The 20024-nt window shown below is 46.7% G+C and carries 17 protein-coding genes; all 17 read left to right on the top strand.

The window, feature by feature from the left end:
* The first annotated feature begins 13 nt into the window (after nucleotides 1-13).
* The 17 genes from ACFO8Q_RS01985 to ACFO8Q_RS02065 all read left to right on the top strand — a co-directional run bounded on the left by ACFO8Q_RS01985 (nucleotide 14) and on the right by ACFO8Q_RS02065 (nucleotide 20002).
* A complete protein-coding gene (locus tag ACFO8Q_RS01985; protein ID WP_380023909.1) occupies nucleotides 14-358 on the top strand; it encodes an urease subunit gamma in 345 nt (114 codons plus the stop codon).
* Nucleotides 358-2415, top strand: coding sequence for an urease subunit alpha (gene ureC, locus ACFO8Q_RS01990; RefSeq protein WP_380024177.1), 2058 nt, complete (start codon nucleotides 358-360; stop codon nucleotides 2413-2415). The genes ACFO8Q_RS01985 and ureC overlap by 1 nt, the downstream gene beginning before the upstream one ends.
* 84 nt (nucleotides 2416-2499) lie before the next feature.
* Nucleotides 2500-3216: an urease accessory protein UreF gene (locus tag ACFO8Q_RS01995; protein WP_380023910.1), complete on the top strand. Its 717-nt coding sequence runs from the start codon at nucleotides 2500-2502 to the stop codon at nucleotides 3214-3216.
* 36 nt (nucleotides 3217-3252) lie between these two features.
* Nucleotides 3253-3930 carry an urease accessory protein UreG gene (ureG, locus tag ACFO8Q_RS02000; RefSeq protein ID WP_380023912.1) on the top strand — a complete coding sequence of 226 codons (678 nt, stop codon included), beginning with the start codon at nucleotides 3253-3255 and terminating at the stop codon, nucleotides 3928-3930.
* Complete coding sequence (locus ACFO8Q_RS02005; RefSeq protein ID WP_380023914.1) at nucleotides 3927-4745, top strand: urease accessory protein UreD; 819 nt, start codon at nucleotides 3927-3929, stop codon at nucleotides 4743-4745. The genes ureG and ACFO8Q_RS02005 overlap by 4 nt, the downstream gene beginning before the upstream one ends.
* 45 nt (nucleotides 4746-4790) lie before the next feature.
* The gene (locus tag ACFO8Q_RS02010) at nucleotides 4791-5504 is read left to right on the top strand and encodes an urease accessory protein UreH domain-containing protein (RefSeq protein WP_380023916.1); all 714 of its coding nucleotides are present in this window, start codon (nucleotides 4791-4793) and stop codon (nucleotides 5502-5504) included.
* A gap of 156 nt (nucleotides 5505-5660) precedes the next feature.
* Entirely contained in the window at nucleotides 5661-6647 is a 987-nt protein-coding gene (gene galT, locus ACFO8Q_RS02015) for a galactose-1-phosphate uridylyltransferase (protein ID WP_380023918.1), read from the top strand.
* Nucleotides 6644-7837: a galactokinase gene (locus ACFO8Q_RS02020; RefSeq protein ID WP_380023919.1), complete on the top strand. Its 1194-nt coding sequence runs from the start codon at nucleotides 6644-6646 to the stop codon at nucleotides 7835-7837. The genes galT and ACFO8Q_RS02020 overlap by 4 nt, the downstream gene beginning before the upstream one ends.
* Complete coding sequence (gene galE, locus ACFO8Q_RS02025; RefSeq protein WP_380023921.1) at nucleotides 7825-8811, top strand: UDP-glucose 4-epimerase GalE; 987 nt, start codon at nucleotides 7825-7827, stop codon at nucleotides 8809-8811. The genes ACFO8Q_RS02020 and galE overlap by 13 nt, the downstream gene beginning before the upstream one ends.
* A gap of 149 nt (nucleotides 8812-8960) precedes the next feature.
* On the top strand, nucleotides 8961-10190 hold the full coding sequence (locus ACFO8Q_RS02030; RefSeq protein WP_380023924.1) for an ROK family transcriptional regulator: 1230 nt from the start codon (nucleotides 8961-8963) through the stop codon (nucleotides 10188-10190).
* A gap of 322 nt (nucleotides 10191-10512) precedes the next feature.
* Nucleotides 10513-11547, top strand: coding sequence for a LacI family DNA-binding transcriptional regulator (locus tag ACFO8Q_RS02035; RefSeq protein ID WP_380023926.1), 1035 nt, complete (start codon nucleotides 10513-10515; stop codon nucleotides 11545-11547).
* A gap of 178 nt (nucleotides 11548-11725) precedes the next feature.
* Nucleotides 11726-13012: an ABC transporter substrate-binding protein gene (locus ACFO8Q_RS02040; protein WP_380023928.1), complete on the top strand. Its 1287-nt coding sequence runs from the start codon at nucleotides 11726-11728 to the stop codon at nucleotides 13010-13012.
* 58 nt (nucleotides 13013-13070) lie between these two features.
* Nucleotides 13071-14006: a carbohydrate ABC transporter permease gene (locus ACFO8Q_RS02045; protein ID WP_380023931.1), complete on the top strand. Its 936-nt coding sequence runs from the start codon at nucleotides 13071-13073 to the stop codon at nucleotides 14004-14006.
* On the top strand, nucleotides 14006-14821 hold the full coding sequence (locus ACFO8Q_RS02050) for a carbohydrate ABC transporter permease (RefSeq protein ID WP_380023933.1): 816 nt from the start codon (nucleotides 14006-14008) through the stop codon (nucleotides 14819-14821). Before ACFO8Q_RS02045 ends, ACFO8Q_RS02050 begins: the two co-directional genes overlap by 1 nt.
* Nucleotides 14822-14873: 52 nt before the next feature.
* Nucleotides 14874-17063: an alpha-galactosidase gene (locus ACFO8Q_RS02055; RefSeq protein ID WP_380023935.1), complete on the top strand. Its 2190-nt coding sequence runs from the start codon at nucleotides 14874-14876 to the stop codon at nucleotides 17061-17063.
* A 221-nt stretch (nucleotides 17064-17284) separates the two neighbouring features.
* Complete coding sequence (locus ACFO8Q_RS02060) at nucleotides 17285-18496, top strand: MFS transporter (RefSeq protein WP_380023936.1); 1212 nt, start codon at nucleotides 17285-17287, stop codon at nucleotides 18494-18496.
* 18 nt (nucleotides 18497-18514) lie between these two features.
* Nucleotides 18515-20002 carry a glycoside hydrolase family 32 protein gene (locus ACFO8Q_RS02065; protein ID WP_380023937.1) on the top strand — a complete coding sequence of 496 codons (1488 nt, stop codon included), beginning with the start codon at nucleotides 18515-18517 and terminating at the stop codon, nucleotides 20000-20002.
* The last annotated feature ends 22 nt before the right edge of the window (nucleotides 20003-20024 follow it).

Raw genomic sequence — 20024 nt, forward strand, 5'->3', positions numbered from 1 at the left:
GAAGGAGGTACATATGCATTTAACGGAGCGCGAGAAGGAGAAGCTGTTAATCGTGGTCGCGGCGGACTTGGCTCGTCGACGGCAGCAGCGCGGTTTGAAACTGAATTATCCGGAGGCAATGGCGATCCTGACTTATGAAATCCTCGAAGGAGCGCGCGACGGCAAATCGGTACCGGAGTTGATGCAATGGGGCACCACGATCCTCGCGGAGGAAGATGTACAGGAAGGGGTCTCTTCCATGATTGATGAAGTACAGGTGGAAGCGACTTTTCCCGATGGAACGAAACTGGTGACTGTTCACCACCCGATTCGTCCTAGAGAAGAGGTTGGGCTGCAGGAAAAGGGGGGGATCGAATGATGAAACCGGGAGAATATCTGGTAAAGGACGAGCCGATTTTGATTAATGCGGGGAGAAAAGCGGTCACTTTAACGGTGGTCAACCGGGGGGATCGTCCGGTTCAGGTCGGTTCGCATTTTCATTTTTATGAAGTGAACAGAGAGTTGGATTTCGATCGGGAGAAAGCAAAAGGAATGCGGCTCAATATCCCGGCTGGGACAGCGGTTCGCTTCGAACCTGGAGAAGAGAAGCCCGTTACTTTGGTGGCTGTCGGGGGTCGGCAAGAGGTCTATGGTCATAATGGTCTTGTATCCGGATCGGTGAAAGAAGCCTTAGAACAAGGTACGGCGACTGTGCAGGAAGGTCTTCTTATGTCCCGTGAGGCTTACGCCAGCATGTTTGGTCCTACAACGGGTGACAAGGTGCGGCTGGCCGATACCGATCTCATTATTGAGGTGGAGAAAGATTTTACCGTCTACGGGGATGAATGCAAATTTGGCGGAGGTAAAGTGCTTCGGGACGGGATGGGACAATCATCAAGGGCTGTGCGCGACGACGGAGTTCTTGATTTGGTGATTACGAATGCTTTGATCCTGGATCATTGGGGCATCGTCAAAGCGGATATCGGGATTAAGGACGGATACATAGCTGGGATTGGAAAAGCAGGAAATCCCGATGTAATGGAAGGCGTACATCCGGATCTGTCAGTAGGCGCATCAACGGAAGTGATCGCCGGCGAAGGGTTGATTGTAACGCCGGGTGGGATCGATACTCACATTCATTTCATCTGTCCCCAGCAGATTGAGACGGCCCTTGCTTCCGGCATCACCACAATGATTGGCGGGGGAACCGGGCCTGCTACGGGTACGAATGCCACTACCTGTACCCCGGGCTCCTGGAATATTCATCGCATGTTGGAAGCGGCAGAAGAATTTCCGATGAATCTCGGGTTCCTTGGAAAAGGAAATGCGTCGGGAGAAAAGGCATTGGAGGAGCAGATCGAGGCGGGAGCCATCGGCTTAAAACTGCATGAAGATTGGGGCACCACCCCGGCGGCTATTGATACCTGCCTGACAGTAGCCGACAAATATGACGTTCAGGTGGCCATACACACAGATACTTTGAATGAAGCTGGCTTTGTGGAGGATACAATCAAGGCGATTGCCGGACGCACCATCCATACATATCATACAGAAGGGGCAGGGGGAGGACACGCACCCGATATCATACGCTTGGCCGGTGAAGCCAACGTGATCCCTTCTTCGACCAATCCGACCCGGCCATTCACCGTTAACACGATTGATGAGCACTTAGACATGCTGATGGTCTGCCATCATCTCGACAGCAGTATCCCGGAGGATGTCGCTTTTGCCGATTCGCGGATCCGTCCGGAGACGATCGCGGCGGAAGACATCTTTCACGACCTTGGGGCATTCAGTATTATCAGTTCCGACTCCCAGGCCATGGGGCGAGTGGGAGAAGTGATTCTCCGCACGTGGCAGACCGCCGACAAAATGAAAAAACAGCGGGGAGCGCTGCCGGAGGAGCAGGGAGAGAACGACAATTTCCGGGCGAAACGGTACGTCGCCAAATACACAATGAATCCCGCGATTGCCCATGGAATTTCCGACTACGTGGGTTCGATCGAAAAGGGGAAATGGGCTGATATTGTTTTATGGAAGCCGGCTTTTTTGGGCGTCAAACCGGAGTTGGTATTGAAAGGCGGCTTCATTGCATATGCAGCGATGGGAGATCCGAATGCCTCGATCCCTACTCCCCAGCCGGTCATTGGACGGCCAATGTTTGCATCGTTCGGCTTAGCGGTGAAAAGCTGCTCCATCACGTTTATATCCGGGGCGGCATACGAAGCGGGGGTACATGAGAAATTGGGCCTCAGAAAGAAGGTGCTGCCGGTGAAAAATTGCAGGAATATAGGCAAAAAGGACATGATTCATAACGATGCGACTCCGCGGATTGAGGTGGATCCGGACACATACGAAGTGAAGAGCGATGGAACCCTGGCCACCTGTGAACCGGCGAAGACGGTACCGATGGCACAAAGGTATTTCCTGTTTTAACAGCTTAGAAAGTTTCCTCTAATTGACGCCCCTGCTTCTGTGGAAGGGACTTCGATAGAAGCTTTATTTAAGGAGCGATGAATCGTGTTTTCCCTGCTTCCTTTGATTCAATTGATTGATTCGGCCTTTCCGACAGGAGTCTTTTCCCATTCCTTCGGCTTGGAGACTGCTTTGCAGGAAAACAGGATTCAGAACGGCGAGGAGCTGTCCGAATGGCTTGGATCTTACGTTACGGGCAATCTTGCTCCCATGGAAGGAGCGGCCGTTTTTTGGGCCCATTGGTATGCAGACAGGATAATCGCGGATCAGCCTGAAAAAGAAGTGTACCGCAAAAACCTGAGAACGCTGGATCGGCGGCTCACTCTTTCCCGACTGTCCCGGGAGTCCCGGGAAGGCGGGGTGAAGATCGGGAAGAGGTACCTCCGTATCGTTCTGGACTTATATCCGGAATGCGGACTTGAGGAATATGACAACTGGATCCGTTCGGGAGAAAGCTATGGCAATGCCTGCATCGTTCACGGTTGGATTTGTGCGCACCTCCAACAATCACCGGAGAATGCAATAGCCAGCCATCTTTACGCCGGAGTGAACGCTCTCATTCAGAACGCCCTTCGGGCGATGCCAATCGGACAGACGGAAGGGCAGAAGGTCCTGAAAAGTTTGCTGCCGGTGATCAAGCAGGAGGCCGAGCGTATAGTGCTTGCCCCTCCTGCCCCCAATCGCCTGTCAAGTCATACGATTGCCCAGGAAATCGGGGCGATGCGTCATGAAACATTGTATTCCCGTTTGTTCATGTCTTGATTGAAACAATGACCGCAAACAAGAGGAGGAATTGATATGTGTCAAGGTCACGACCATCATCATCATGAATGGAAACACAGAAGTTTCATGGGAGGACGGCCTATGCGGGTCGGTGTCGGAGGGCCGGTAGGATCGGGAAAGACCGCTTTAGTCGAACAGCTGTGCCGGATGATGAAGGAAACCTACAGCCTGGCTGTCATCACCAACGATATTTACACAAAGGAAGATGCTGAGATTTTGACCAAAACCGGTGTCCTGCCGAAAGAGCGGATTATTGGGGTGGAGACGGGAGGCTGTCCGCATACGGCCATCCGCGAGGATGTGTCCATGAATTTTGACGCGGTGGAGGAATTGGAAAGACGTTTCGATGATCTGGATATCATCTTTATCGAGAGCGGCGGTGACAATCTGGCGGCAGCGTTCAGTCCGGAACTGGTGGATATGTTCATCTATATCATTGATGTGGCTCAAGGGGAAAAGATTCCCCGCAAGGGAGGACCCGGGATTACCCGCTCGGACTTATTGGTGATTAATAAGATCGACTTGGCCCCTCACGTTGGAGCGAGTCTCGAAGTGATGGAAAGGGACTCGAAACGAATGCGTGGGGAGAAACCTTTTGTCTTCACCAATTTGTTTAAGAATGTAGGTGTTCCGAAGATTGTACAGTGGATCTCAGAGGAATATCATGGCGGCTCAATGAGGGAGGCCCAGTGAGAGTACATGGTGTCTGGAAAGGAACAGTCGGAGTCAGAGAGGGAAGAAGTGCGCTTCTTCACTCCTTCCATCAATCCCCTTTGAAAGTGGCAAAACCGTTCGCCGGCGAAAGAGGAGAGCTCCTTCTTTATTTGATGGACTCCTCACCCGGCCTGTTTAACGGGGATACTCAGGAGATCGAATGCACCTTGGAAAAGGGGGCCAGCCTTTATTTGACCAACCAATCCTCCTGCAAACTGCATCCTTCACTCGAAATGGGAGAGACTTCTCAAATCCAGCGATTCAATGTAAGGAAAGGGGCTCTTCTGGAATATTTTCCGGAAGCTTTGGTTCCGTACCACGGAGCCAACTATTTTGGAGAAACCGTTCTTGAGATGCAAGGGGGTGCTCAAGCGATCGTCGGGGAAATCATCACACCTGGCAGAGCCGGACGAGGTGAGCTGTTCCAGTATGAGAAAATTGCAAGCCAATTTTCCGTGTCTTGGGAGGGACAATTGGCAGTCTGGGATTCCCTCTTGCTGGAACCCGCTCGCTGGAACACATCTCGAGGGATTTTTGACGGATATACGCATATCGGGACACTTTGGGTGTTGTCGGAACAGATTACCCATGATCATGTTAAGATGCTAGAAACGTTTCTTGATTCTCACCAGAAAGAGGAGTTGTACGCCGGAACCAGTCTTCTCGCCCGGAACGGACTTGTGATGCGTATGTTGGGTCCGTCTGTTTGGAGACTGCAAAGCTTGATGCATGAATGCTGGGATCTGATTCGACGGGAATTATTGGGGAAACCGGCCCCTCAAATCCGAAAATAGCATTAGGCCCAACAGGTTCTTAAGAGAGAGGAGAGGGGGCTTTCTATGGAAACAGGTTTGCTATCGATTCTATCAGTCGGTTTTATTCTGGGAATGAAGCATGCTCTTGAACCGGATCATGTGATTGCAGTCTCAACTATTGCCGGACACAGCAAGAAATTGTGGCGTTCCTCCTTGGTCGGCGTGTTCTGGGGGATCGGTCATACGGCAACTTTATTTCTTGTCGGCATGTTTCTGATTCTGATGAAGAACGAGATACCCGCAAAATGGGCCATGTCTCTGGAATTCCTGGTTGGAATCATGCTCGCCTACCTTGGCATTACCAGCATGCTTTCACTTCGGAAAAGAAAAATACACGTACACGAGCATGAACATAGCGGATTTGTACATAAGCATTTTCACTCCCATGAACGCATTGGCAGTCATGATCATACTCACCAAGACGTGTCCTATGTTAAATCGATGGTGATCGGCTTGGTACACGGACTTGCAGGAAGTGCAGCCATGGTTCTGCTCGCGATGGCAACCGTATCGAGTGTTTGGGAAGGTCTTGCTTATATTCTTGTGTTCGGAGCGGGAACGGTTGTTGGCATGCTTTGTTTCACCACCATGATTGCAATTCCCTTTGTGTTTACTGCTAAGAAAGAAGGGATCAATCGTACCCTGACCCGAATTACGGGAGTAATCAGTACAGCATTTGGTTTGTATTACATGTATAACTTGGGAATAACGGAAGGGCTCTTTAAACTCTGGATTTAGAAAAAGACAATTCGGTATTGACAGCTTCAGGGCCGGTGAAAAGCCGGCAATTTTTTTGTTTGCAAAACAAGGTGCTAACGATTACTATAAGGATATATAATTAATTAATTTAATTTAGTTTTTATGACGAAAATATGCCCGGAGGAGGATCCAAGAGTGGCTGAGTTGCGTTACAACCCGTTGTTAGACGATTGGACTATGGTGGCTTCCCACCGGCAGGACCGGCCGAATATGCCGAAAGATTGGTGCCCGTTTTGTCCGGGATCCGGAAAGGTTCCCGACCATTATGATGTATACAAATATGATAATGATTTTCCGGCACTGATGTTCGAGCCCCCTGAGCCGGATCCGGTCGGATCGGACTTGTATAAGACCGAGAAATCGTACGGAAAGTGTGAAGTGGTTCTTTATTCACCCGATCATACGGAAACTCTTCCTGAACTGTCGGTGGATCATGTCGAAAAACTGGTCGACCTTTGGACAGAACGGTTTGTCGAACTAAGCCGCGATCCGCACCACAAGTATGTGATGATTTTTGAGAACCGGGGAGAGGAATGCGGCGTTACCATGCCTCATCCGCACGGCCAAATCTATGCGTATTCCCAAATGCCGCTCAAAATCCGGACGGAACTGGACAATTGCCGGAAGCATCATGAAGCGACAGGCGGTTGTTTGATCTGTGACATGAACCGGGCTGAGAAAGAGTTCCAAGGTCGCGTGATCCATGAGAATGAACATTTTATTGCCTATATCCCATTTTTCACCGATTACCCGTACGGATTGTTCATTGTGAGCAAGAATCACAAGACAGCTCTCAGTGATTTCACATCCGTGGAAAAGAGAAGTCTGGCCGCCATGTTGAAAGATATGACCGGAGCCATGGACACGCTGTTCGACCGGCTGTTCCCATATATGATGGTGCTGCATCAACGTCCGGTAAACGATGAGAACGTCGAGGAGTACTATCATTTTCATATCGAATTTTATCCCCCGCTGCGTGATGCGAATAAAATCAAATTCTATGCCTCATCGGAAATGGGTGCATGGGCAGCGTGCAATCCCCTAGCGGTCGAAGAAACATCGGAGAAGCTCAGGGAGGCTTATCGTCGTTATCTGGAGAAGGAAGGGCGGCTGGTGAAATGAACGAACTGTTTCAATTAAAACAGAAGTTTGAGCATATTTTTTCAACTGGCAGTAAGGAAGCTCGGATTTTCTTTGCTCCTGGACGAGTGAATTTGATTGGGGAACATACGGACTATACAGGAGGATTTGTTTTTCCCGCGGCCTTGACTATCGGCACCTGGGCCATTGTTACACCCCGGACAGACGGACGATTCCGCTTGGCTTCAACCGCATTTGACAATCAATTGGTAGTGGATGCGGATAATCTCACCTATCGGGAGGAAGACGGATGGGCCAACTATCCCAAAGGAATCATCCGAGAATTCAACAAAATGGGTGTTCAACTGAAAGGTTGTGATTTGCTGTTCCACGGGAATATTCCAAACGGTGCGGGATTATCCTCTTCTGCATCGATCGAGCTGGTAACAGCAGTCGCGTTAAAGGACACCCACGAAGTGAACATCCCGATGCTGCAGTTGGTTCAACTGGCTCAGCGTGCGGAAAACCAATTCGTTGGTGTCCACTCTGGAATCATGGATCAGTTTGCCGTAGGTATGGGGAAAGCTGACCATGCTGTGCTGTTGAAATGCGATACTTTGAATTACAGGTATACGCCTCTTCGATTGGGCGCTTATCAGTTGGTTATTACAAATACAAACAAAAGACGGGGACTCGGCGATTCAAAATATAACGAGCGCCGTAAAGAATGTGAAGAAGGTTTTACGATGATTAAGCAAGCTCTTGCTTCCTCAACTTGTCTTGGGGATGTCACTGTGGAGCAGTGGGAAGAAGTGAAACGTTCCATTCGGTCTGAAGTGATACGCAGGCGTTTGGAGCATGTAGTGAGGGAAAACGCGCGGGTAGCAGCTTCCACAAAAGTTCTTGAGGCGGGGTACCTGGAAGCATTTGGGCAATACATGATTCAGTCCCATGAATCGCTTCGGGATTTGTACCAAGTTACAGGTTTTGAGCTGGATACGCTTTTTGAAGAAACACGTAATGTTGACGGCTGCATCGGAACCCGGATGACAGGGGCCGGTTTTGGCGGTTGTACAGTAAGTCTGGTGCACAAGGATGCACTGGAGGATTTCAAATCACGTGTGGTCGATGGCTATCAAGGCAAAACAGGGTTGACTCCAACCTTTTATGTTTGTGCTGTCGGGAACGGTGCGCGTGAAGTAACGGAGGAGGCGGAACTGTGTCTGTTTTAGTGACGGGGGGAGCCGGTTATATCGGCAGTCATACGGTAGCGGAATTGCTGGCGCAAGGTGAGGACGTTATCGTTTTGGACAACTTGCAAAAAGGCCATAGCCAGGCGGTGTTGGCGAACAAATTTTATGTGGGAGATATTCGCGATTCGGATGTGCTTGATACTATCTTTTCAGTACATGACATTGAGGCTGTTATCCATTTTGCGGCAGATTCCCTGGTTGGGGAAAGTGTCCAGGAGCCGCTCAAGTACTACGACAATAATGTGATTGCGGCTCAGCGTCTGCTCACCAAAATGAATCAATACGGTGTAAAGAAAATTGTATTTTCTTCAACCGCTGCGACTTATGGCGAACCAAAGAACATTCCGATCCGGGAAGATGATTCGACCGAACCTACGAGCCCTTATGGAGAAACCAAGCTGGCCATCGAGAAGATGATGAAATGGTGTGACAATGCCTACGGGATCAAGTATGTTTCGCTTCGCTATTTCAACGCGGCAGGAGCGCATTCGGACGGTCATATCGGGGAGGATCATACCCCGGAAAGCCATCTGATTCCGATTGTTCTGCAGGTTGCACTCGGCCAGCGCCAAGCAGTTTCGATTTTTGGGGACGATTATTCGACAGAGGATGGAACGTGTATCCGCGATTATATTCATGTGATGGATCTGGCCAATGCTCACTGGCTGGCACTGAAAAGACTGCGGGAAAAGAATGAAAGCGGAATTTTTAATCTCGGAAATGGGACCGGATTCTCAGTGAGGGAGGTCATTAGCAAAGCCAGGGAAGTGACTGGGCATCCTATACCTGCAAATGTTGGTCCCCGTCGTGAGGGAGATCCTGCGGTTCTCATAGCTTCGTCGGAAAAGGCCAAGAGAGAATTGGGATGGCAGCCCGGATTTGAAAGCTTGGAGGAGATTATTCGCAGTGCGTGGAATTGGCACAAGACTCATCCGAACGGGTACGACAAATAGAGAATCGGTTTGAGGGAGAAAGAAAATGAGTTTCTGACTCACACGGGTGAATGGGATTATATTATAATCGAAAAGAATGGGGAAATCTTTTTAAGGGTCGATATTCTCGTCAGATAGAGAGTGATTATGTTTAATCGGAGGACAGTAAAATGTCAAAGTCAATTCAGGTCGGCAGCTTTCAATGGATGAAATCATTAAACAAATCCACGATACTCAACGTGATCCGACTGCATGGCCCCATTTCCAGAGCGGAGATTGCGAAATTGACGAAACTGACTCCTCCGACAGTTACCAATATTGTAGGGGAATTGTTAGAGTCAAAACTGGTTGTGGAAAGCGACTTGGGTGAATCAACCGGCGGCAGAAAGCCTATTATGCTGAGGATCAACTCTTCTGCATTTTATGTCGTTGGCGTCTATGCGGGGGCAAAAAAAGTAAGGGCTGTAACAGCAACGCTGGAAGGAAAAATTATCCGGCAGGCGGAAGCTAAAGTCCCCTTCAGTCCAACTGTGGAAGAGTTCCTGCAGATTCTGAAAGAGAATGTTCATACGGTTATTAAGGAGACCGGTACGTATAAGGGCTGTTTTCTTGGGATTGGAATCGGGATGCACGGTCTCGTCGATCCGGAAAAAGGCGTGTCAATCTATGCTCCTAACTTATATCTGCGTAACATTCCAGTCAAAGATGCTCTGGAAAAAGAATTCAACCTGCCGGTTGAAATCGAAAATGATGTCCGGGCACTTGCTTTGGCGGAAAGTTGGTTTGGTCAGGGACAGGGTATCGGCAATTTTATTTCCGTAAATATCGGTACCGGTATAGGGGCAGGAATTATCATGGATCACCAGTTGTACCATGGAACATCATTTACGGCAGGGGAAATAGGGCACACCACAATCGATGTAAACGGCCCCAAATGCAGTTGCGGCAACTTTGGTTGTCTGGAAGCGTTGGCGGCCGGACCGGCCATTGCAAGGAGGGCTCAGCAGGCAATACGTCTTGGGAAAAGGTCCATTCTTGAGCAGGAGGTCAACGGAAACATTGAGGAAATTACGAGTGAAATGATTTATCTTGCGGCAGAACGAGGGGATCCATTGGCCATCGAAGTGTTGGCGGAGACAGGTCGCTATCTTGGGATTGGAATTGCCAATCTGATTAATACGTTGAACCCTTCTTTAATTATTTTAAGTGGAGGGGTATCTCGTGCGGAGAAATTCGTATTGGAGTCGCTGAAACAAACGGTGGAAGCCCGGGCTCTCACAACACCCGCGAAAGCAGTATCTATCGTTATTTCACAGCTTGGGCCGAATGCGATCGCGATCGGCGGATTTACTCTGCTGCTTCATAAATTGTTTACACCAACAGGAGTCAGTGAGGTATAAAAAGAATTAGTAAGATTAAGGGCGTCGGATTCGATGCTCTTTTTTTATCGACAATTCCCGGATTGAAGTAAATATTTTAGTAAAAAATAACTAAAATACTTCCGTTTGGATGATGGGGAGGATAGCCGGTTTTTTCTAAAAAACTTAAATATAGATGGAGTTAAGGGGGGGACGAATACACAGTTTTTGAATCCGTTTGCAGAATCACTATTGAAATTATTCTGAACTATTGTTATGATATGGACAACGGTTTATTTAGTAAACTTTTAGTAATGAGTATAACTCCAAACACTATTACCCGACAATAAATGAGGGAAGACAAATGGCTACACTCAAAGATATTGCTCTTCGTGCGAATGTATCAAATGCAACTGTTTCGAGGGTATTGAATCAAGATCATACTCTTTCGGTAACGGAGGAAACCCGGCAGCGGATTCTTGCCATTGCGGAACAATTGAAGTATAAACCGTCACGAAAACGGAACATAAAACACAATGTAAACATTGAGGAAAATGCTAAATTGGGGCTTCTCCTTTGGTGCTCCCAACAAGAGGAATATAATGATCCCTATTTCTTGTCGATTCGTGAAGGGATTGAAAGAGAGTTCTCGGACTTGGGCATCGAGATTGCCAAAACAATGAGAGCGGGAGGAAACGGATCCGATTTCTCAGTGAATGAATTGGATGGTCTGATCGTTGTGGGAAAGATCGCGGCTGATGATATTGAAAAGATTTCGATGCAGATGAACAATATCGTCTTTGTTGATTATTCCCCAGATCCGGAACGCTATGATTCGGTAGTGATCGATTTTGGAAGAGCCACTGAGACGGCGATTGAATATTTGCTGAATCTGGGTCACAAGAAAATCGGGTATATCGGAGGAAGAATCTATATTGGAACTCATGGTTCCGAAAGAAGAACCGAATTACCGGATGAACGTTTAGTAACATATGAAAAAATAATGAAGAATCGGGGACTCGACCATTCAAATCATTTCTACTTGGGAGATTGGACCACAACGGATGGATATGAAATGATGAAAAGGGCCATTGAAAAAGGAAACCTCCCGAGCGCATTCCTTGTTGCAAGCGATCCTATGGCGATTGGAGCAGTTCGTGCTTTGCACGAAGCCGGAATCAAAGTGCCGGATGATGTGGCGATCGTAAGTTTCGATGATATTGAATTGGCCCAATACGTCACCCCTTCTTTGACAACGGTGAAAGCGTTTACCGAACAGATGGGAAGAACGGCAGTAAATCTGTTATTGGAAAGATTGAATGGCAGAGAAGTGCCTCTTAAGGTGGTCGTTCCAACCAAACTCGTTATCAGGCAGAGTTGTGGAGGGGAGAGGAAATAGAATACCGAGGAGATCACCATTTGTGGTTGCTCTATTGTTCTTAAATTAATTAATTTAAAAAAGTATCTATCGAGTCCTTGAAAGGGGGGATTCTGCATCACGGTCCGTTTTGTTTAATTAAAAGAAAGTTTTTCCTTTAATTTCTAAGGTGTGCCTTGAGTAAAAGGGAGGGGTCAACATGAAGAAAAAATTTGTTCCGCTAGTTGTATCTGCAGCTTTGTCAATTTTTCTGGCTGTTACCGGATGTTCATCAAGTGGCGATCAGAAGACAAATGGGAAATCTGAAGACGGTACAAAGAAGCTGACGGTTTACAGCACGATAGGTGAACAGGCTGAAAAAGACGCATTCACCCAGATCGTTAAAGAGTTTGAAAAGGAAAACCCCAATATTAAAGTTGAAGTGCAATTTCCTGGGAACGAGTATGAAAATATCTTGAAAGTAAAGATGGCCGCGAATGATTTGCCGGATGTATTTGACACTCATGGGTGGGCTCAAATTCGTTACGGAAAATATGTCGCGGATTTAAAAGATGAGCCGTGGGCTTCCAAACTGACGGATACAATGAAGCCGGTGCTCACTGACAAGCAGGGAAAGGTTTATGCTTTGCCTCTGAACGAAGCCAAAGACGGTATTACGTATAACGCGGATGTATTAAAGAAATATGGAATTGAACCGCCTCAAACGTTTGACCAATTAATGGCTGCCGCTGAAAAGATCAAGAAAGAAAGCAACGGGGAAGTATCGCCTTTCTTCTTCTCGGGCATTGATACCGGAACGATCGGACAATTCTTTGACCAGTTCGCGACACCCTTGTTGATCAGTCCAAAAGAGAACTATGCTGACGCATTGTTAAACAATACGATGGATTGGTCGAAGTGGACTTATCTCCCGGAAAAATTCGCTGAAATGAACAAAAAGGGCTTGATTAACCAAGACGCGTTGACCGCACGGCCTACTGATCGTCCCCAGCTTTTTGCCCAAAACAAAATTGCTTTTAGTGTGGGTGGACCCGGATTTGTTCAAGAGGCCAAGAAAATAAATCCCAATGTAAATGCAGGCTACATGCCGGTACCTGCCATCGTGCCGGGCGACGAACCCTCTTTTTCGGGTGGAGAAAGACATACAATGGCCGCATGGAAAGACTCTAAAAACTTGGCGGAAGCAAAGAAACTTATCACTTTCTTCGCCAAGCCGGAAAATCTGAAGAAAATGGCGGAGGCTACAAAACTCCCGGCAGGTATTAAGGATATTAAGCCTGATTTGGCCGAATTGACCCAGTACTATGAAAAGTATGCAAACATCCGTGTATTCTCTTATTTTGACCGAGTTTATCTGCCAAACGGCATGTGGGACGTGATGTGCACCAAGGGTCAAGAATTACTGGCCGGATCTATCACTCCCAACGATTACACTGAAGCAATGAAAAAAGAAGTAAATCGTCTCCGCAGTCAGCAACAGAAATAAGGTAGTGGGTTACCTTTCCAGGTAACCCACTCTAACCAATGAGGGGGAGTGAGAAACCATGGAGGAGTTAATGGCGGTTTCAAGTCAAGGGATTAATGCCAAGACGGGAAGAAAGAAACGAAAGAAAAATATGAATTCCTCGGTTTGGCTGAACCTGATGTATTTGCCCGCTTTACTCTTGTTTTGCGCTTTTATCTTTTATCCATTTCTGAAAGGGCTTCAGATTTCTTTCACGAACTGGGATGGATACTCCCAAAGCTTTAATTGGATTGGACTGGATAATTACAAACGAATGCTCAGTGACCCCAATATCGGGACTGTCATCAAAAATACCCTGATTTATGGCATAGGGAGTACATTTTTTCAAAATGTAATCGGATTGCTTTATGCTTTGCTGCTTAACCAAAGCATCAGAACCCGGGGAATCACCCGTACGATCGTGTACTTGCCAGTGATTATCAGTCCGTTGATTATGGGGTATATCTGGTACTTCTTCTTTCAGTTTAAAGGAGGGGCATTGAATGACATCATCCTGTTATTTCAGGATAAACCCCTGCTCTTATTGGGCGATCCGAAGTTAAATGTCTGGATCATCACCTTCGTTAACACGTTTCAATATTTGGGAATCGCCATGGTGATTTACTTGGCGGGTCTGCAATCGATTCCGAAGGATTATTATGAAGCTGCGACAATTGACGGAGCATCCGCTTTCCAGCGTTTCCGGAACGTAACGTTACCCATGCTGATGCCTTCGATAACTATCAATATTGTATTGAATCTGATTGGCGGTCTTAAGTTGTTTGATGTAATCGTTGCCTTGACAAACGGGGGGCCGGGATATGCATCACAATCCTTGTCAACGTTGATGTACAAGTTATACTTTGCAAGCCAGGATGCCGGATACGCGGCCTCGCTTGGAAATCTCATGTTTGTGATGATTTCATTGATTAGTATAACCGCTTTGACTTATTTGAGAAGAAAGGAGTTAGATTGATGAGAAGTCCAAAAAAATGGCTCCTGTTGGCAACGATTTTTATCAGCATCACTCATATTCTTCCTTTTTATCTGCTCATAACCACATCGTTCAAACCCGCTAACGATCTGAGTTCGAAATGGTTGCTGCCCTCGACTCTGTACCTTGAAAATTTCAAGAATGCATGGGTTCAAGCCAAACTGGGGCAGGCTTTTTTAAACAATGTTGTAATTACTGTTATTTCTGTGATTCTTGTTGTAGTGTTGGGCGCTTTGGCTTCCTATCCGTTGTCCAGATTTAAAACCCGTTTGAACAAATTTATGTATACCCTTTTTATTGCGGCTCTCATCGTTCCGCCTCTGACCAGCCTGGTGCCGCTTTACCAGTTTGTCGTTGATATTGGCGGATTAAATTCGAAATGGGCGGTTATTTTACTGCACGTAACCTATAACTTACCGATTACTATTTTCCTTTATACAGGGTTTATCAGCACCATTCCCCGTGAATTGGATGAAGCGGCCATGATTGACGGTACGAGCCGGGTCGGGCTTTTCTTCAGGATCATCCTGCCATTGTTAAAACCTGTTACTGCAACTGTCATTATCTTGACAGGGGTAGGTGTTTGGAATGACTATCAATTCTCTGTGTTTTTCCTGCAAAAAACAGAAACACATACGATCACTGTATCCTTGGCCCAATTTTTCTCTTCATACGTTAGTAATGTCGGTTGGGTGGCTGCAGGTTCGTTGATTAGCGCTTTACCCATTATTGTGCTCTATCTGTTCTTGCAGAAGTATTTCATAAGCGGGCTATCGTCCGGTGCAGTAAAAGGATAAACCAAAAACATAGGACAATACTGACACATCATTTGCTCTAGGAGTGGTAAACATGGGAATCTCTTATAATGCATCGAATCAGACATTTCACCTGCAAGCGAACGGTACAAGCTATGTAATGCAAATTGTCAGGGACCGGTATTTAGCTCATATCTATTGGGGGAAGAAAATCAGATCATCCAATCTGTCGAATCCTTTGCAATTTGTGGATCGGGCTTTTTCTCCTAATCCAGATCCTTCTGACCGGACATTTTCTCTGGATACGCTTCCGCAGGAATATCCTGCATACGGAAACACTGATTTTCGATCGCCTGCCTACCAGGTACAACTTGAGAATGGCTCTACGATTACCGATTTACGATACCGGAACCATCAAATCTTTAAGGGAAAACCCAAGCTGGACGGGCTGCCGGCGACTTACGTGGAGAGTGAAGACGAGGCAGAAACGTTGGAAATCGTACTTGAGGATGACTTGATTGGACTTCAAGTGATTCTGTCTTACACCGCCTACGACAAACTGGATGTGATCACCCGAACAGTCCGTTTTTTGAATAACGGAAAAGAGGACTTGAAACTTCTGCGGACTCTAAGCATGAATGTGGATTTCCGCGATTCCGAGTTTGAACTGATGCAACTTTCCGGTGCCTGGGGCCGGGAAAGGCAAATCGAACGACGCCCGCTCGTTGTCGGAAACCAATCGATTGAAAGCCGTCGCGGAGCCAGCAGCCATCAGCAAAATCCTTTTCTTGCCCTATTAAGAAAAGGTACCGACGAAGATCATGGGGAAGTGTACGGATTGAATCTGGTCTACAGCGGAAATTTCCTCGCTCAGGTGGAAGTGGATCAGTATAAGGGGGCCCGTGTTTCGTTAGGGCTTAATCCGTTCGATTTCACTTGGCTGCTCCAGCCGGGTGAATCCTTTCAAACACCGGAAGTCGTGATGGTCTACTCTGCAAGCGGCCTCGGTCAGATGTCCAGAACCTATCACAAATTGTATCGCAGCCGCCTTTGCCGTGGCAACTTCCGGGACAAGGAAAGACCGATTCTCATCAATAACTGGGAAGCCACTTACTTTGATTTCAATGCGGAAAAGATCGAAAGCATTGCAAAGACCGGAAAAGAGCTTGGGATTGAACTGTTTGTTCTTGACGACGGCTGGTTCGGGAAGCGGGACGATGATATGAGCTCACTGGGAGATTGGTTCGTGGACAAGAACAAGCTTCCTAACGGGCTGGAGGATTTGGTAGAACGGGTCCGCAGCATGGATATGCAGTTCGGTCTCTGGTTTGAGCCGGAGATGATTTCCGTCGACAGCGATTTGTACCGCATGCATCCCGACTGGTGCCTGCATGTTCCCAATCGCAATCGTTCCGAAGGAAGAAACCAGTTGATTCTGGATTATTCCCGCAAAGAAGTTTGCGATGCAGTTGTCAAAATGGTGTCCGGCATTCTTTCCAGTGCCCCCATCACTTACGTGAAATGGGACATGAACCGGCATATGACCGAGATCGGTTCTGCGGTTTTGCCGCCGGAAAGGCAAAGAGAGACCGCCCATCGTTATATGCTCGGACTTTACCGGGTGATGGAGGAAATTACAACGGCCTTCCCGCATGTGCTGTTTGAAAGCTGCTCTGGTGGAGGAGGACGTTTTGATCCGGGCATTCTCTACTACATGCCGCAAACTTGGACCAGTGACAACACGGATGCTGTATCCCGTTTGAAAATCCAGTTCGGAACCAGTATGGTCTATCCCGCAATTTCCATGGGGGCTCACGTTTCCGCAGTTCCCAACCACCAGGTGCATCGAATCACATCGTTGGAGATGCGTGGACATGTTGCAATGGCAGGCAATTTCGGTTATGAACTCGACCTGACCAAGCTTACGGAAGATGAGAAGGAGCTTGTAAAGGAGCAGGTAATCGCGTATAAACAAATCAGGCATTTAATCCAATTTGGAGAATTTTATCGACTGCTTAGTCCTTTTGAAGGGAATGAAACCGCATGGATGTTTGTATCGGAGGATAAAAGAGAGGCTTTTGTGGCTTACTTCCGAGTGCTGGCAGAAGCGAACGCTCCGTTTGCAACCATCAAGCTGAAAGGACTAAATCCTGAATTGGACTATCAGATGACAGAGAACGGCAAGATCTACGGCGGTGATGAATTGATGTATTCGGGACTCCTGGTTCCTGAACTGCATGGTGATTTCCAAAGCGTCATCTGGCGATTGAAAGCACAAGACTAAATGGATATGAAAAAGAGGCGATGCCTGTCATCGCCCTGTTCAAAAAATGATTTCCAAATTTTTTTGAAATAGTATTGTAAACGATTACACCATATTGTAATCTACTACTGCAAACCTTTGCATCTGATCCTGCAATATTACTAAGTAAAGAGGGTAGTAGTTGGACTTGCAGTACGAACCGAACAACAACGAGCGGGTTGGGATTAAAGAGGAGAAACCATATGATAAAGCATTGGCCGATTTTGAATTTAAGAACATTTCTGTTTTTCTATCATTCATCCGTAACTATCATCATAAGTTTTTTGCCTGTTTATTTTCAAAGCGAAGGTTTAAGCGAAACTGAAATCGGCTGGCTGATGGCGATCGGTCCGTGTGCTGCCTTGTTTTCCCAACCCTTTTGGGGGATTATGAGTGATAAATATAAAACGATAAAGCGAATGATCCTGATCTGCTTGTTTGGGGTTCTGTTCAGCAGCACAATTTTGTTTCAGATGTCAACATTTTTGGGGTTATTGGCAGCTTGTGCTTTGATGTTTTTCTTTAACGCCCCAACAGGCGCTTTGGCTGACAGTTTGACACAAAGGACATCCGAACGCTATAAAATCAGTTTTGGAAGCATCCGCACATTCGGTTCTCTCGGGTTCGCCTTTACCGCCTTAATAAGTGGTCAGATTCTCTCACAGATCGGGATAAGGAATATGTACTATCCTTATTTGTTTTATATTATTATTGCATTTTTAGTATCGTGGAGGATTTTTGATGTGCCATCAAGCAATACTCCGGTGCGGGTTACCGATGCGGTAAAGTTAGCTTCAAGCCCACGGTTTTTCATGTTTTTGCTGATCTCGATGTTTTTTAGCATTGGACATCGTACAAATGACAGCTTTCTCGGTCTCTATATCTCGAAACTTGGCGGTGGAGAGTCGTTAATTGGCCTGGCCTGGTTTGTGGCCGTGTTAAGCGAAGCTTTGGCGTTTGCCACAAGTCGTTTTTGGTTTCGCCGTTATAGTGAACTCACATTTATAATCATAGCCGGGGTGATTTACACCATACGTTGGCTGCTCAGCTCGATAGCCGATAATTCGGAATTGATAATTCTTCTGCAAGTATTTCACGGGTTATCTTTCGGCATTTTCTACACGGCATCCTTTAAATTTATCAGTAAATTGGCCCCTAAGGAACTGCAGGCTACCGGCCATCTTTTGTTTATCTCAGTCTTTTTCGGCCTATCAGGCATTATTGGTTCCGCGGTTGGAGGAGCAGTCCTTGAGCGGTTGGGCGGTTCTGCATTGTATAAGGATTTGGCGTTTTTTTCTATGGCGGGGATTCTTGGAGTATTGGTTTATCAATTCGTCGACAGGAAAAATTCGGTAATGGTTCAGAAAGGCACAATTGGATTTTCTGGAAAAAGCATTGGATTAGAGAGGGAATAGTACTGAGGAGAAGTGAGAATGGACAAACAACAAATTTTAATAAAAAAAGCTCAGGAGTGTATTGACGGAATAAAAGAAGAGGTATCGCTCAACCATTGGCGATTGCAATATCATATTTCAGCCCCCGCAGGCTGGATTAACGACCCTAATGGCTTCTGTTATTTCAACGGACAATATCATTTGTTTTATCAACATCATCCTTATTCACCCCAATGGGGGCCTATGCATTGGGGACATGTGAGAAGTCAGGATCTTGTGTTCTGGGAGCATCTCCCCATTGCGCTCGCCCCAAGCGAAGAGTATGACCGTGACGGTTGCTTTTCCGGAAGTGCCATCGAAAAAGATGGAAAGCTTTATCTCATGTACACAGGAAACAGATGGACAGGGGAAAATCATGATACAGATTTAGAACAATCTCAGTGTCTGGCCGTTAGTGAAGATGGGGGCGTATTCGCCAAGCTAAAAGAAAATCCGGTGATTGCTAATCCTCCCGCCGGGGATATCCATCCTAATCATTGCCGGGACCCCAAAGTATGGAAACACCAAAATAGCTATTATGCGGTTCTGGGTTCCAAAACCATGGGAAACGAAGGTCAAGTTCTTCTCTACCGCTCCGATGATTTGATTCATTGGGATTTTGTGAACGTTATGGCAAGGGGCGAAGGGAATTTCGGGTATATGTGGGAATGCCCGGATTTTTTCCATCTTGGTGGGCAGGATGTGCTTGTTATGTCTCCTCAGGGAATGACACCGGAAGGGAATCTCTATCATAATTTGCATCAATCCGGGTATGTTCTTGGACAGTTGAATTATGAAACCGGAACATTCAGCCATCAGGAATTCCGGATGTTAGATTACGGTTTTGATTTCTATGCCCCCCAAACGATGATCGATGAACAAGGTCGGCGGATTCTGATCGCCTGGATGGACATGTGGGAAAGCAAAATGCCAACCCAGCAATATCAATGGGCCGGGGCCATGACACTGCCTAGGTTAGTTACCTTGAAGGATAACCAGTTGTTTTGCACTCCTGTACCTGAATTGGAAAAGTTAAGGGAAGAGGAAGTCTCATATAGCACTTTGACGATTCAAGGGGTGCAATCATTAGCGGAGGTATCTGGGGACTGCATCGAACTGCAGATGGAAGTTGATGCGAAAGATGCTCTTGTATTCGGTTTAAAACTGAGAGTAGACGATCGTGCTAAACAAGAAACCGTGCTGGCCTATGATAAAAATGAAAAGGTGCTAATGTTGGATCGGAATCAATCCGGGGCAGGACCCGGCGGTATTCGAAAGGCAACCGTTGATTTAATAGATAACCGATTAAAGCTACACATCTTTATTGATAAATCATCAATTGAAATTTTCGTCAATGACGGGGAAAAAGTGATGACAGCAAGAGTGTACCCAAGCAAAGAAGCAGTCAATATTTATTTCTTTTCTGATGGGCCTCTAAATATTGTTCAGCTTAAAAAATGGAATTTAAAAAAGAGTATTACCGGATAACCAATCAAAACACTATCAAAAT

It is taken from the genome of Effusibacillus consociatus (assembly GCF_042652925.1).
GTDB classification, from domain to species: Bacteria; Bacillota; Bacilli; order Tumebacillales; family Effusibacillaceae; genus Effusibacillus; species Effusibacillus consociatus.